General features: G+C 59.3%; 14 protein-coding genes and 1 pseudogene. 3 read left to right on the top strand and 12 right to left on the bottom strand.

From position 1 onward, the window contains the following. Nucleotides 1–59: 59 nt before the first annotated feature. The 3 genes from V476_RS17080 to V476_RS17070 form a co-directional block, all read right to left on the bottom strand. The gene (locus tag V476_RS17080) at nucleotides 60–401 is read right to left on the bottom strand and encodes a GIY-YIG nuclease family protein (protein ID WP_003421784.1); all 342 of its coding nucleotides are present in this window, start codon (nucleotides 399–401) and stop codon (nucleotides 60–62) included. After that, complete coding sequence (locus V476_RS17075) at nucleotides 394–885, bottom strand: nuclear transport factor 2 family protein (protein WP_024959526.1); 492 nt, start codon at nucleotides 883–885, stop codon at nucleotides 394–396. The genes V476_RS17080 and V476_RS17075 overlap by 8 nt, the downstream gene beginning before the upstream one ends. 88 nt (nucleotides 886–973) lie before the next feature. After that, a complete protein-coding gene (locus tag V476_RS17070) occupies nucleotides 974–1,417 on the bottom strand; it encodes a winged helix-turn-helix transcriptional regulator (protein WP_003421782.1) in 444 nt (147 codons plus the stop codon). A 48-nt stretch (nucleotides 1,418–1,465) separates the two neighbouring features. On the opposite strand from V476_RS17070, the gene V476_RS17065 reads away from it, so the two are divergent. Beyond that, nucleotides 1,466–2,404: an aromatic alcohol reductase gene (locus V476_RS17065; RefSeq protein ID WP_024959525.1), complete on the top strand. Its 939-nt coding sequence runs from the start codon at nucleotides 1,466–1,468 to the stop codon at nucleotides 2,402–2,404. A gap of 42 nt (nucleotides 2,405–2,446) precedes the next feature. On the opposite strand, the gene V476_RS17060 is transcribed toward V476_RS17065, so the two are convergent. From V476_RS17060 to V476_RS17040, 5 genes and pseudogenes are all read right to left on the bottom strand, one after another. After that, nucleotides 2,447–3,676 (bottom strand): CynX/NimT family MFS transporter, encoded by a 1,230-nt coding sequence (locus V476_RS17060; protein WP_024959524.1) that lies wholly within the window; start codon nucleotides 3,674–3,676, stop codon nucleotides 2,447–2,449. A gap of 167 nt (nucleotides 3,677–3,843) precedes the next feature. After that, nucleotides 3,844–4,609, bottom strand: a pseudogene (locus V476_RS17055) (amino acid ABC transporter ATP-binding protein). Between the two features lie 10 nt (nucleotides 4,610–4,619). Further along, nucleotides 4,620–5,717, bottom strand: a complete 1,098-nt coding sequence (locus V476_RS17050; protein WP_004402865.1) for an amino acid ABC transporter permease — start codon at nucleotides 5,715–5,717, stop codon at nucleotides 4,620–4,622. 10 nt (nucleotides 5,718–5,727) lie between these two features. Continuing rightward, nucleotides 5,728–6,909, bottom strand: a complete 1,182-nt coding sequence (locus V476_RS17045; RefSeq protein WP_003316920.1) for an amino acid ABC transporter permease — start codon at nucleotides 6,907–6,909, stop codon at nucleotides 5,728–5,730. Nucleotides 6,910–6,979: 70 nt separating this feature from the next. Beyond that, nucleotides 6,980–8,008 carry an amino acid ABC transporter substrate-binding protein gene (locus tag V476_RS17040; protein WP_024959523.1) on the bottom strand — a complete coding sequence of 343 codons (1,029 nt, stop codon included), beginning with the start codon at nucleotides 8,006–8,008 and terminating at the stop codon, nucleotides 6,980–6,982. Nucleotides 8,009–8,493: 485 nt separating this feature from the next. On the opposite strand from V476_RS17040, the gene V476_RS17035 reads away from it, so the two are divergent. Then, the gene (locus V476_RS17035; RefSeq protein ID WP_010424562.1) at nucleotides 8,494–9,153 is read left to right on the top strand and encodes an alpha/beta hydrolase; all 660 of its coding nucleotides are present in this window, start codon (nucleotides 8,494–8,496) and stop codon (nucleotides 9,151–9,153) included. Between the two features lie 115 nt (nucleotides 9,154–9,268). Then, on the top strand, nucleotides 9,269–10,726 hold the full coding sequence (rhlB, locus tag V476_RS17030) for an ATP-dependent RNA helicase RhlB (protein WP_161780147.1): 1,458 nt from the start codon (nucleotides 9,269–9,271) through the stop codon (nucleotides 10,724–10,726). 3 nt (nucleotides 10,727–10,729) lie between these two features. On the opposite strand, the gene moaE is transcribed toward rhlB, so the two are convergent. The 4 genes from moaE to V476_RS17010 all read right to left on the bottom strand — a co-directional run bounded on the left by moaE (nucleotide 10,730) and on the right by V476_RS17010 (nucleotide 13,451). Continuing rightward, nucleotides 10,730–11,179: a molybdopterin synthase catalytic subunit MoaE gene (gene moaE / locus V476_RS17025; protein WP_003316924.1), complete on the bottom strand. Its 450-nt coding sequence runs from the start codon at nucleotides 11,177–11,179 to the stop codon at nucleotides 10,730–10,732. Between the two features lie 2 nt (nucleotides 11,180–11,181). Beyond that, on the bottom strand, nucleotides 11,182–11,427 hold the full coding sequence (moaD, locus tag V476_RS17020) for a molybdopterin converting factor subunit 1 (RefSeq protein WP_003316925.1): 246 nt from the start codon (nucleotides 11,425–11,427) through the stop codon (nucleotides 11,182–11,184). Next, a complete protein-coding gene (moaC, locus tag V476_RS17015) occupies nucleotides 11,424–11,909 on the bottom strand; it encodes a cyclic pyranopterin monophosphate synthase MoaC (protein WP_024959521.1) in 486 nt (161 codons plus the stop codon). Before moaC ends, moaD begins: the two co-directional genes overlap by 4 nt. A 147-nt stretch (nucleotides 11,910–12,056) precedes the next feature. Next, on the bottom strand, nucleotides 12,057–13,451 hold the full coding sequence (locus tag V476_RS17010; RefSeq protein WP_003341739.1) for a PhoH family protein: 1,395 nt from the start codon (nucleotides 13,449–13,451) through the stop codon (nucleotides 12,057–12,059). Nucleotides 13,452–13,530: the final 79 nt, after the last annotated feature.

Here is a 13,530-nt window from a genome sequence, read left to right as displayed (position 1 = left end):
GCCTCTGTGCACGTGGGAAAAATACAGCTTAACCCGCACCACCCTGCCCGCACACAGCCTCAAACTGATGGGACGGCATCACGCTCATGGATCGATGACGTTGCGTAGCTGGCAGCCAACGCCTCCTTAGCGCTTTTTCTGAGCTTCTTGATCAGCCGCTCGTGGCGTAACGCCTCGCCCTTGCTGGGCCATTGTTCAACGTAGACCAGTGCCATCGCCGGACTCGAAGAGAAAAAGCGCGCGCCCTTGCCACTCTGGTGCGCAGCGAACCGCCGCTGCGGATCATCACTGATGCCACAGTACAGCGCGCCGTTGGCAGCGCGCACCAGATAGACAAACCAGGGTTTGCCGGCCACCTGTTCGGCAGTCGACGCACTCGAAGTGCTGGCGACCTCAGGCACGGCGGCTCTCTGAAAAGGTTTTCAGCCCCTTGAGCGCCTGAGCGCTCACGGCATTGCGCACCAGAGGCGTCCAGCCAAGCAACAGGCCCTTCAAACCCAGGGCCTGACGCGACCAGCGCCACATATCGAAATGATCACGATGCTCGCAGATCTTGCCATCACGAAACACAAAGCGAGCCTGAATATCGTTCACCACCGTGCGCCCGGTCTGACTGAACAGATACGTCGCCACCCAGTGTGCACTGCCAGTCTGGTCATCGGCCCGCACCTGATCGAAGACCACCGAGAAATTCTTTGCCCGGGAAGTCAGCATGCGCCACATATCGCCGACCTGAGCGCCGCGCAACTCACCAAAGGCAGGGTCGCTGAACAGTACGTCATCGGTGTAGCAGGCACTCATCGCCTCGGCATCCAGCTGCGCGAATGCCTCATAAAAGCGCGTGATCAGTGCGCTGTTGGCCTGACTTTGTTCTTCGTAGTTCATGCGTGCACATCCCTTGGCGAATTATCCGTGCACGATAAGCGGCGCTGCGGAAAATGGCGAGGGGTTGATGGCGCATCAGCCATCACTTTTACCTGTCCAGATAACGATTTCGCGCCGCACTGAACGCCTCCGAATTTTCAATCACCCAAGTCCACAGCGGAATCATTTGTACCAGCAGCCCCATTCCCAGGTCGGTCAACGAATATTCCACCCTGAGCGGCTTCTCATGGTAGTCGTGGCGGGTGATCAGCCCGTCCTGCTCAAGCTGGCGCAAGGTATGAGTGAGCATGCGCTGGGTGACACCGTGCAGCTTTCGGCGCAATTCGGCATGGCGCAAAGGGCTGCTGACGCCAAGAGCATGTACCACGCCCAGTGACCATCGGTTACCGGCGTGGCCGAGAATGTCGCGCTTGAGACCATCCTCATCATCGCTGAGCGCAGCACAGGCCGCTTCGGAGCGTCTGACCACTTCCTGCGCGTCCAGCCCGCCCGGTATCACCGATGTGCCTACTTTTTGTATGTCGACAGGCATGCCAGCATCTCTCCCGCCTGAATTGAAAGGCTGTCCAAAGGGGTCACCATGCAAGCCGATAACGCAAACGTCAAACAACGCATTCTGGTAATAGGTGCAGGAGAGCTTGGGCTCGCTGTGTTGCGAGGGCTGGTCGAGAAAGCCGGGGCACATGGCTTGAGCATTGCCGTGCTGCTACGCCAGAGCAGATTGAGTACTCAGGCGCCTGCCAAGCGTGTGGAAATCGAAGAAGTCCGCGCGCTGGGCATTGCCATCGAAACAGCCGATCTGGCCGATGCCACCGTGGACGAACTTGCCGCTGTCATGGCGCGCTACGACACGGTAATCAGTTGTGTGGGGTTTGCCGCTGGCCAGGGCACTCAACGCAAACTGACGGATGCGGCGCTCAAGGCCGGCATAAAACGCTACCTGCCTTGGCAGTTCGGCGTTGACTACGACCTTATCGGCCGGGGCAGCCCTCAGGATCTGTTCGATGAGCAACTCGATGTGCGGGAAAAGCTGCGCGCCCAGCAGCGCACCGAATGGGTGATCGTTTCGACCGGCATGTTTACAAGCTTCCTGTTCGAGCCAGCGTTCGGTGTCGTCGATCTGCAAGGCGGGCGGATCAATGCGCTGGGCAGCCTCGATACTGCCGTCACGGTCACCACCACACAGGACATTGGCAGGCTGACTGCTGCCATCGTGATGCACGAGCCGCGCATCGTGAATCAGGTGGTGTACACCGCTGGCGACACATTGACCTACGCCGGGCTGGCCGATGTTGTGGAGCGTGTCACGGGGCGCGACATCGAGCGGCACGTATGGAGTGTTGCACAGTTGCAGGCCGAGCTGACGGAAATGCCGGATGACAATCTGCGCAAATACCGGGCAGTCTTTGCCATGGGCCGAGGCGTGGCATGGGACGTCGCCAGTACCTACAACGCGAAATCAGGGCTGAGCGTCACCCGTGCCGAACAATGGGCACTGGCCAATCTGACTCAGACCTGAAGCAGCTCAAGCCTGGTCCGAATGACCAACAATCATCGAAAATCAAACCTTCTCGCTACTGACCTGCACCTGCAGCGCCCGACCGGCGCCCATGCCCGCGATGATGGCGCCCAGCCCGAGCACCGCGAAGATCCAGCCGATCGCGCTCCAGCTGCCGGTCATGTCATGCACCACGCCCACGGCAAACGGGCCGGTCGAGGCGATGGTGTAGCCAACGCCTTGCGCCATGCTCGACAGGTTGGCGGCGACATGTGAGTCGCGCGAGCGCAGTACGATCAAGGCCAGCGCCAGACTGAACGTGCCGCCCTGCCCGACCCCCAGCAGGATCGCCCAGCCCCACAGCCCGCCAAGCGGCGCGTACAGGCAGCCGAACAGACCGGTCAGGGTCAGCGACATGACCAGCATGATCGCCAGGCGCTGATCCTTGCCGCGTGTGGCCAGATAAGGTACCGCCAGCGCGCTGATGACCTGCGCGATGATCGAGCCGGATAACAGCAGACCGGCCTGGGTCGGCGTCAGGCCGCGACCGATGAGGATCGACGGCAACCAGCCGAAGACGATGTACGACAGCGACGACTGCAGGCCCATGTACAGCGTGACCTGCCAGGCCAGCGGGTCACGCAATAGACCGCGGACCCGGTAGACATCGCGATGCGTGCCATGCACTTCACGCGCCTGCGGAAACCAGAACGCGGCGGCAATCAGTGCCGGAACCAGCCAGAAACCCAGGCCAATCTGCCAACTGCCGCCAACGTACTGACTCAGCGGCACCGTCGAACCGGCTGCAATGGCCGCGCCCAGGCACAAGGCCATGGTGTAGACACCGGTCATGGCTCCGGCCTTGTGCGGGAAATCACGTTTGACGATACCCGGCAGCAACACGCCGATGATCCCGATGCTTGCACCCGCCAGCAGGCTGCCGGCAAACAGCCCGACCTGACCGAACAGGCTGCGCATTGCCAGGCCTGCGGCCAGTGTCAGAAGCACCACCATAACCACCCGTTCACTGCCAAACCGGCGGGCAAGGATCGGTGCCAGCGGCGCAAACAGGCCCAGACACAGGACCGGCAAGGTGGTCAGCAGTCCGGCTTCGGCAGCGGACATGCCCAGGCTGTCGGACACCGTGTCAAGCAGTGGCGCGATGCTGGACAGCGCCGGGCGCAGGTTGAGGGCGACCAGCACCAGGCCCAGCAGCAACAGCCAGGGGCGCTTCAAAGCGGAATGAGGTTGATCGGTAGTCGGTTGGGGGCCGGGTTGAGCCTTGGCAGTCATCAGTTTCTCGGTCATCAGGTATGTCGACCCTTTTCAGGGGGGCGGTATCCTGTTGGAGAATCATCGCGAATACAAGGTTCCGCTCAATTGCATACAACCCGCACCGCGACGGCCGGCACAAAAAAACCGGGCACATGGCCCGGTTTCCTTGTTCAGCAGAAGCCCACTCAGTGAATGATCTGACTGAGGAACAGCTTGGTACGGTCGCTCTGCGGATTATCGAAGAAGTCGTTCGGCGCAGCCTGTTCGACGATTTCGCCCTTGTCCATGAAGATCACCCGGTTTGCCACGGTACGGGCAAAGCCCATTTCGTGGGTCACGCACAACATGGTCATGCCTTCTTCAGCCAGGCCCACCATGGTGTCGAGCACTTCCTTGACCATTTCCGGATCAAGGGCCGACGTCGGTTCATCGAACAGCATGATTTTCGGCTTCATGCACAAGGCACGGGCGATCGCCACACGCTGCTGCTGACCACCGGAAAGCTGACCCGGAAACTTGTGGGCCTGCTCCGGAAATCCGCACACGCTCCAGATAGTGCATGGCGATTTCTTCGGCTTTCTTCTTCGGCATCTTGCGCACCCACATCGGTGCCAAGGTGCAGTTCTGCAGGATGGTCAGGTGCGGGAAAAGGTTGAAGTGCTGAAACACCATGCCCACTTCGCGGCGGATGGTCTCGATTTGCTTGAGGTCCGAGGTCAGTTCGGTGCCATCGACAATGATGCGACCCTGCTGGTGCTCTTCCAGACGGTTGAGACAGCGAATGGTAGTCGACTTGCCCGAGCCCGACGGGCCGCACAGCACGATACGTTCACCCTGGCGCACATTCAGGTTGATGTCCTTGAGTACATGGAACTGGCCGTACCACTTGTGTACGCCCTCCATGCGGATCATGCCTTCAGCGCCCAGAGGCTTATTGATAACTTCACTCATCACAAAACTCCTAACGCTTGTGGCCTGTGTCCAGCTTACGTTCCAAATGCATGGAATAGCGGGACATACCGAAACAGAAGATCCAGAACACCAGGGCCGCGAAGACGTAGCCTTCAGTGGCCATACCCAGCCATGCCGGGTCGGCGGTAGCCTGCTTGACGCTGTTGAGCAGGTCGAACAGGCCGATAATGATCACCAGGCTGGTGTCTTTGAACAAGGCAATGAACGTGTTGACGATGCCGGGAATGACCATCTTCAACGCCTGCGGCAGGATCACCAGACCCATGCTGCGCCAGTAACCCAGGCCCATCGCCGAGGCTGCTTCGTACTGGCCCTTGGGAATAGCCTGCATGCCGCCACGGACTACTTCAGCAATGTAAGCGGACTGGAACAGGATAACGCCGATCAGCGCACGCAGCAGCTTGTCGAAGTTCATGCCCTCTGGCATGAACAGCGGCAGCATCACCGACGACATGAACAGTACGGTGATCAGCGGCACGCCGCGCCAGAACTCGATGAACGTCACGCATACCACACGCACGGCCGGCATGTTGGAACGACGACCGAGCGCCAGCAGGATACCCAGCGGCAACGCACCGACGATACCCACGGTGGCGATCACCAGAGTCAGCATCAGACCGCCCCACTGGCTGGTCGGTACGTTGGTCAGACCGAACGCACCGCCATGCAGCAGGTAGAACGCGACAACCGGGTAAATCACCAGGAAGGCAATACCGTAGACAGCCTTGCGCGGAAACTTCGAAATGAACAGCGGCGCAGCACCGACGATCGCCAGAATGGCGGTCAGGTCGACCCTCCAGCGCAGTTCATTAGGGAAGTAGCCGTACATGAACTGACCGAAGCGCTGCTCGATGAACACCCAGCAGGCGCCCGCCTTGGTGCAGTCTGCCTTGGTCGTGCCGATCCAGTTGGCGTCCAGCAGGGACCAACTGATGATCGGCGGCACGACCAGATAGATCAGGTACAGCGAGAACAGGGTCAGCAGGGTATTGATCCAGCTGGAGAACAGGTTCTGCCGCATCCACGCTACCGGACCGAACACTTTGCCCGGTGGTGGCATATCAGGTTTGAAAGTATGGGTTGTCATGCGCTTTTCCTCACCGCTCGATCAGCGCAATGCGCTTGTTGTACCAGTTCATCAGCAGGGAAATGCTGATACTGATCGCCAGGTACACGCTCATGGTGATGGCAATGACTTCAATGGCCTGCCCGGTCTGGTTGAGCACCGTACCGGCAAACAGGGAAACCATTTCCGGGTAGCCGATGGCGGCTGCCAGCGAAGAGTTCTTCGCCAGGTTCAGGAACTGACTGGTCAGCGGCGGAATGATCACGCGCAGCGCCTGCGGGATGATCACCTTGCGCAGCGTCGGCCCAGGGCGCAGGCCCAATGATCGAGCAGCTTCGGTCTGGCCATGGCTGACCGACTTGATGCCGGAGCGCACGATTTCGGCGATGAACGCCGCCGTATAGATAGTCAGTGCCAGGGTCAGGGAGATCAGTTCAGGGATCAGCACCCAGCCGCCCGAGAAGTTGAAGCCCTTCAGTTGTGGCAGTTCCCAATGCACTGGGCTGCCGAAGATCAGCACGCTCAGGCCAGGGATGACCAGCAGCAACGCCAGGCCGACCCAAAACTTGTGAAACGGCTGGCCGGTGGCTTCGAAGCGCTTGTTGGCCCAGCGCACCATCATGACGATGGCGATCACGGCAATAACCAGACTGACCAGGAATGCCCAGGCGCCTTCGGCAGGCAATGCTCTGGGCATGTTGAGCCCGCGGCTGCTGACGAAGAACATGTCCAGGTAGCCATGCGCCTGACGCGGACCAGGCAGCGTGAGGAATACGGCGGTGTACCAGAAAAGGATCTGCAGCAGTGGCGGAATGTTGCGGAAGACTTCGACATACACGGTGGCCAGCTTGCTGATCATCCAGTTCGGAGACAGGCGAGCGACACCAATGACAAAGCCCAGCAAGGTCGCCAGGACAATACCGATAACCGACACCAGCAAGGTATTCAGTAGACCGATAACGAACACACGGGCATAGCTGTCCGCTTCGCTGTAGTCGATCAGGTGCTGAGCGATACCGAAACCGGCACTGTTCTCAAGAAAACCGAAACCCGAGGTGATACCACGGTGTTGCAGGTTGGTCTGGGTGTTATCGAAGATAAACCAGCCCAACGCGATCACCGCCACGACAGTGATGATCTGAAATAACCACGCGCGCACTTTCGGATCGCTCAGAGAGAGCTTTTGCTTGGGTGCGACGATTTGCTTTTCCATGAAATGCCCCAGGAAAAATCCAACAGAACAACGCCCGACAGGCTGGGAAGCCTGCCGGGCGCCGGGTCAATCAGCGAATAGGTGGAGCGTATTGAATGCCGCCGGCATTCCACAGAGCGTTCTGGCCACGCTTGATTTTCAGCGGGGTGCCTTCGCCCAGGTTGCGTTCGAACACTTCGCCGTAGTTGCCGACCTGCTTGACGATCTGCACGACCCAGTCTTTCTCGAGTTTCAGGTCTTTGCCGTAAGTGCCGTCTGCGCCGAGCATACGGGCTACGTCAGGGTTCTTGGTCGACTTGGCTTCAGCTTCAACGTTCTTGGAAGTGATTTTGGCTTCTTCGGCGTTGAGCATGGCGAACAGGGTCCAGCGAACGATCGAGAACCACTCTTCGTCGCCTTTACGCACGACAGGGCCCAGAGGCTCCTTGGAGATCACTTCAGGCAGAACGATGTAATCGTCCGGTTTGGCCAGCTTGCTGCGCTGTGCGTAGAGCTGCGACTGGTCGGAAGTCAGTACGTCGCAACGGCCGCCTTCCAGCGACTTGGCGCTTTCGTCGGAGGTGTCGAAGGTGATCGGGGTGTATTTCAGGCCGTTCGAGCGGAAGTAGTCGGAGACGTTCAGCTCGGTAGTGGTACCGGCCTGGATGCAGATGGTTGCACCGTCCAGTTCCTTGGCGCTGTTGACGCCCAGCTTGTTGTTTACCAGGAAGCCGATACCGTCGTAGTAAGTCACGCCGGTGAACACCAGGCCCATGCCCGCATCACGGGAGCTGGTCCAGGTGGTGTTACGCGAAAGGATGTCGATCTCGCCCGATTGCAGTGCAGTGAAGCGCTCCTTGGCGTTCAACTGGCTGAACTTGACCTTGGTGGCGTCGCCAAATACTGCGGCGGCTACTGCGCGGCAGACGTCAGCATCGATACCGGTGATCTTGCCAGTGGAGTCGGGAACGGAAAACCCTGGCAGGCCATCGCTGACGCCGCACTGGATAAAACCTTTCTTTTTGATAGCGTCAAGGGTGGTACCGGCATTTGCAGCCCCGATCACACCAAATGCGGCCAAGGCAGTGACGACAGCCAGGGTGGATTTCAACATCTTCATTCAAAAACCTCCAGTTTGCTCTTTGTTGTGTAGGTGTATCAGTCGCGTCGCACCTTTGTGAGGCGCTAATGACCCGTGCTGGCTTATTTTTGGGTCATGCGACGCTGGGCCTGAATCATGAATTGCCTGCAGGATCATCCCGTCATGCGTGTTCATCATTCAGAATCGGCCCCGTGGACTGAAGCTCCATGATTTTCCCGGACCTGAGCGGTCCAGGTTGAATCGTGCCGCGAATCCTGACGCATGGACTCCCGAGCTGCTTTTCGATCGCTATAAGTAATAGCCTTATAGTGTTACCGAACGAGGTGAGCGACTCGGCTCCAGTCCTGCTGTAGCAAAGCCCGTACCAGCATGCTGGCTAAGTCGAATTAGCGACAGGTCAAGACAAAAACTTGTAACCTTGCGACATCTTCTTTCATTTTTAATCTAACCGCGCATCTTATTAATGCGCTCAAAAAGAGCCCGCGCACACAAATGGAGCAGACATGAGCGATTCTCTGATCATCGAACCTTCCAGTCCCGCCGACGCCTGCGTTATCTGGCTGCATGGGCTGGGCGCTGACCGCTATGATTTTCTGCCGGTCGCCGAAGCACTGCAGGAGTCGTTGCGCAGCACCCGCTTCGTACTGCCTCAGGCGCCGACACGCGCTGTGACCGTCAATGGCGGCTATGCAATGCCCAGCTGGTATGACATCAAGTCCATGAGTTCAGAGGCCCGGGCCATTGACCATGATCAGATGGAGGCCTCGGCGCAGAAGGTGTTGGACCTGATCGAGCAGCAGCGCGACAGCGGCATCGACCCGGCGCGAATCTTCCTCGCCGGCTTCTCCCAAGGTGGCGCGGTGGTCTTGCACGCCGGCTACCGACGCTGGCAAGGCCCGTTGGGCGGCGTACTCGCGCTGTCCACTTATGCCCCCACATTCAGCAGCGAAATGACCCTATCGGCGAGTCAGCAACGCATCCCGGCCTACTGCCTGCATGGCAAGCATGACGCGGTCGTGCCTTATCCGATGGGCCGCGCCGTCTACGACCATCTCACCGCCCAGGGTGTAACCGTTGAATGGCAGGAATACCCAATGGAGCATCAAGTGTTACCGGAGGAAATTCGCGATATCGGCGTCTGGCTGGCTGAAAGGCTTCGCTGAAGCGCTCTTGACCCCTTGCGACGGACCGCTTTTGTAGCTCGCCATGGATGGCACTACGCCGAGCACGGTTCTTGCTTTACACTGCTCGGCGTACATTCCTTAACCAATTGATGAGATGACCGTGCTCAAAGCACTTAAAAAGATGTTCGGTAAGAGCGAGGCTGAGCAGCCTGCGCCTACTCCGATAACCTCTATTCCCGCCTCTCCCGCTGCCACAGGCGACACACCGGATCATGCTGTCCAGACTCAGGCTCTGGACGCGACCAGCGAGCCCTCCAAAGCCAGAGCGCCGCGCACCGATAAGCCGAGGGCCGAGCGCCCGCGTCGCGAGCGTGTGACAAAACCGTCAGCGCCGGCCTGGAAACTCGAAGATTTCGTCGTCGAACCCCAGGAAGGCAAGACCCGCTTCCACGATTTCAACCTCGCGCCTGAACTGATGCACGCGATTCAGGACCTGGGTTTCCCATACTGCACACCGATCCAGGCGGGCGTACTGGGCTTCACCCTCAAGGGCAAGGATGCGATCGGACGCGCCCAGACCGGCACCGGCAAGACCGCTGCGTTTCTGATCTCGATCATCGAGCAGCTGACCCAGACGCCGCCGCCTGCTGAACGCTACATGGGTGAGCCGCGCGCGCTGATCATCGCTCCGACCCGCGAGCTGGTGGTACAGATCGCCAAGGACGCCGCCGACCTGACCAAGTACACCGACTTGAACGTCATGACGTTCGTCGGTGGCATGGACTTCGACAAGCAGCTCAAACAACTCGAAGCACGGCACTGCGACATCCTGGTCGCCACGCCAGGCCGCCTGCTGGACTTCAACCAGCGCGGCGAAGTGCATCTGGATATGGTCGAAGTGATGGTCCTCGACGAAGCCGACCGCATGCTGGATATGGGCTTCATCCCGCAGGTACGTCAGATCATCCGTCAGACGCCGCACAAGGGTGAGCGCCAGACCCTGCTGTTCTCTGCGACCTTCACCGAAGACGTGATGAACCTCGCCAAGCAGTGGACGACGGACCCGTCGATCGTCGAGATCGAATCGTTGAACGTTGCAAGTGACAACGTCGAACAGCATATCTATGCCGTCGCCGGTGCCGACAAGTACAAGCTGCTCTACAACCTGGTGACCGACAATGGTTGGGAACGGGTGATGGTCTTCGCCAACCGCAAGGACGAAGTCCGACGCATCGAAGAGCGTCTGGTGCGCGATGGCGTGAACGCGGCGCAGCTCTCAGGCGATGTGCCTCAGCACAAGCGCATCAAGACCCTTGAAGGCTTCCGCGAAGGCAAGATCCGCGTGCTGGTCGCCACCGATGTAGCCGGTCGCGGTATTCACATCGACGGCATCAGCCACGTGATCAACTTCACCCTGCCCGAAGTGCCGGACGATTACGTGCACCGCATCGGCCGTACCGGCCGCGCCGGCGCCGATGGCGTGTCGATCAGTTTTGCCGGTGAGGATGACTCTTACCAGTTGCCCGCCATCGAGGAAAAACTGGGCCGCAAGATCAGCTGCGAGACGCCGCCGACTCATCTGCTCAGGGCTGTGGTGCGCAGCAACGCCTGATGCTTACTTCCAGCGATCAGCCGCTTGGTGATCGCTGTGACGACCTTCGACCCAGTGCGTACCTTCTGACGTGTTTTCACGCTTCCAGAACGGCGCGCGGGTCTTGAGGTAATCCATGACGAAGTCACAGGCTTCGAACGCTGCCTGACGGTGCGCGCTGGCAACGCCGACGAACACGATCGGCTCGCCAGGCTCCAGCGCCCCTACCCGATGCAGCACATCAACGCGCAGCAACGGCCAGCGCTGTTCGGCCTCGGCAATGATTTTTGCCAGTGCCTTCTCGGTCATCCCCGGATAATGCTCCAGAAACATGCCGGACACGTCACGCCCCTCATTGAAATCCCGAACATAGCCGACAAAACTGACCACCGCGCCGATGCCCAGGTTGGCAGCATGCAGCGCGTTGACTTCAGTGCCTGGGTCGAAGGCTGCCGCCTGGACGCGAACGCTCATTATCAACCTCCGGTCACGGGCGGAAAAAACGCGACTTCATCGCCATCGGACAAAGGCTCGCTCGGCTTGCACAGCTCCTGGTTGCGAGCGCACATCAGGTTCTGCTCGGCAAGCACCTGCCAGGCCTCGCCACGCTGCAGCAGCGTCTGGCGCAACGCGTCCAGCGTGGCGAACTCGCCTTCGACAGACTCGTTGTCGAGGCCCAGGAGTTCACGGTAACGAGCGAAATACTGAACCTGAACCTTCATGAGGAAACCTGTGCCTGATCGGCAATGAAGTGGCCGCTCTTGCCGCCCAATTTTTCCAGCAGCCGAACCGACTCGATGACCATGCCGCGGTCCACCGCCTTGCACATGTCGTAAATGGTCAGCGCGGCAACACTGGCAGCCGTCAGGGCTTCCATTTCCACACCGGTCTGCCCGGCCAGCTTGCAGCTCGCAGTGATGCGCACGGCATCATCACCCTCGGCGGCGAGTTGGACCTTGATGCTGGTGAGCATCAACGGATGGCAAAGCGGGATCAGATCGCTGGTTTTCTTCGCCGCCTGAATGCCGGCGATACGCGCGACGGCAAACACGTCACCCTTGGGATGACCACCGCTGACGATCATTTGCAGCGTCGTCGGCAGCATGCGCACGAAGGCTTCGGCCACCGCTTCACGGGACGTCACGGCTTTATCCGTGACATCAACCATATTGGCGCGACCCTGGGAATCGAGATGAGTGAGCACAACGTTACTCCTTGGCAGAAGCAAGAAGTGTGGCAGTTGCAAGCTGCAAGCTGCAAGCTACAAGCTACAAGCTACAAGCGAGGGACCCACTTACACCGTAGTTCCCCACTTGCAGCTTGCAGCTTGCCACTTAAAGCTGCTTTTTAACTAAAGATGACTCTCCGCGTATTCGGCCAGTATCGAGCGCGGCACGCCTTGCAGGGTGATGTGCACGCCGTTCGGGAAGTCCTTGAAGCGCTCCGTCAGGTAGGTCAGCCCGGAACTGGTGGCTGACAGGTAAGGGGTGTCGATCTGCGCCAGGTTGCCCAGGCAGACCACTTTGGAACCGGCGCCGGCACGGGTGATGATGGTTTTCATCTGGTGCGGGGTCAGGTTCTGACATTCATCGATCAGGATCAGGCTTTGCTGGAAGCTGCGACCTCGAATGTAGTTGAGGGATTTGAACTGCAACGGCACCTTGCTGAGGATGTAATCGACACTGCCATGGGTGTTTTCGTCATCCATGTGCAACGCTTCGAGGTTATCGGTGATCGCGCCGAGCCATGGCTCCATCTTCTCCGCCTCGGTGCCGGGCAGGAAGCCGATTTCCTGATCCAGACCCTGAACGCTGCGGGTAGCGATGATGCGCCTATAGCGCTTGGTGACCATGGTCTGCTCGATGGCAGCGGCCAAGGCCAGAATGGTTTTACCCGAGCCTGCGGCACCCGACAGGTTGACCAGATGAATATCCGGGTCGAGCAACGCAAACAGCGCCAGCCCCTGATAGATATCGCGCGGCTTCAGCCCCCAGGCCTCCTGATGCAGCAAAGGCTCCTGATGCATGTCCAGAATCAGCAGTTCGTCGTTCTTGACGCCCTTGATCCAGCCGACGAAACCCTGCTCATCGACAATGAACTCGTTGATATGAACCGCCGGCAGCATTTCAGTGAGCTGCACGCGGTGCCAGGTACGGCCGCGCTCTTGACGGGTGTCGACCTTGCTGACGCGGTCCCAGAACGAACCGGTCATGTCATGGTAGCCACGCGACAACAGTGAAACGTCGTCGACCAGCTGGTCGGTGCTGTAATCCTCGGCAGCAATACCGCAGGCGCGCGCCTTGAGGCGCATGTTGATGTCTTTGGTCACCAGCACGACGCTCAAGTCCTTGTTGCGCGCATGCAGGTCAATCAATTGGTTGATGATGATGTTGTCGTTCAGGTGCTCGGGCAGCAGGCTGTTGGGTTCCTCGCGCTTGCTCATCAAAATCGACAGGTAGCCCTTGAAGACGCCTGTTCCACGATCGATGGGCACGCCCTTCTCGACTTCCTCCGGCGAAGCTTCGCCCAGGGTCTTGTCGATCAGGCGAATGGCCTGGCGGCATTCGGCAGCAACCGAATGTTTACCGGCCTTGAGTTTGTCCAGTTCCTCCAGAACCGTCATGGGGATGGCGACGTGGTGTTCTTCGAAGTTCAGCAGTGCGTTTGGATCATGAATCAATACGTTGGTATCGAGCACGTAAAGGATTGGCTGGTTGGTGGAAGGGGTGCGTCCGTGGTCATCCATACTCGCTCACCTTTGTAGAAGCCGGGCGACGCAGAACCACGACAGTACTGCGCCACGAAAAGGCCGCCGGATTCTCCCC

The sequence above is a fragment of the Pseudomonas syringae KCTC 12500 genome, assembly GCF_000507185.2.
Lineage (GTDB): Bacteria > Pseudomonadota > Gammaproteobacteria > Pseudomonadales > Pseudomonadaceae > Aquipseudomonas > Aquipseudomonas syringae.
The sequence above is the reverse complement of the archived record's forward strand: the minus strand, read 5'-3'. Positions and strand labels throughout refer to the sequence as shown.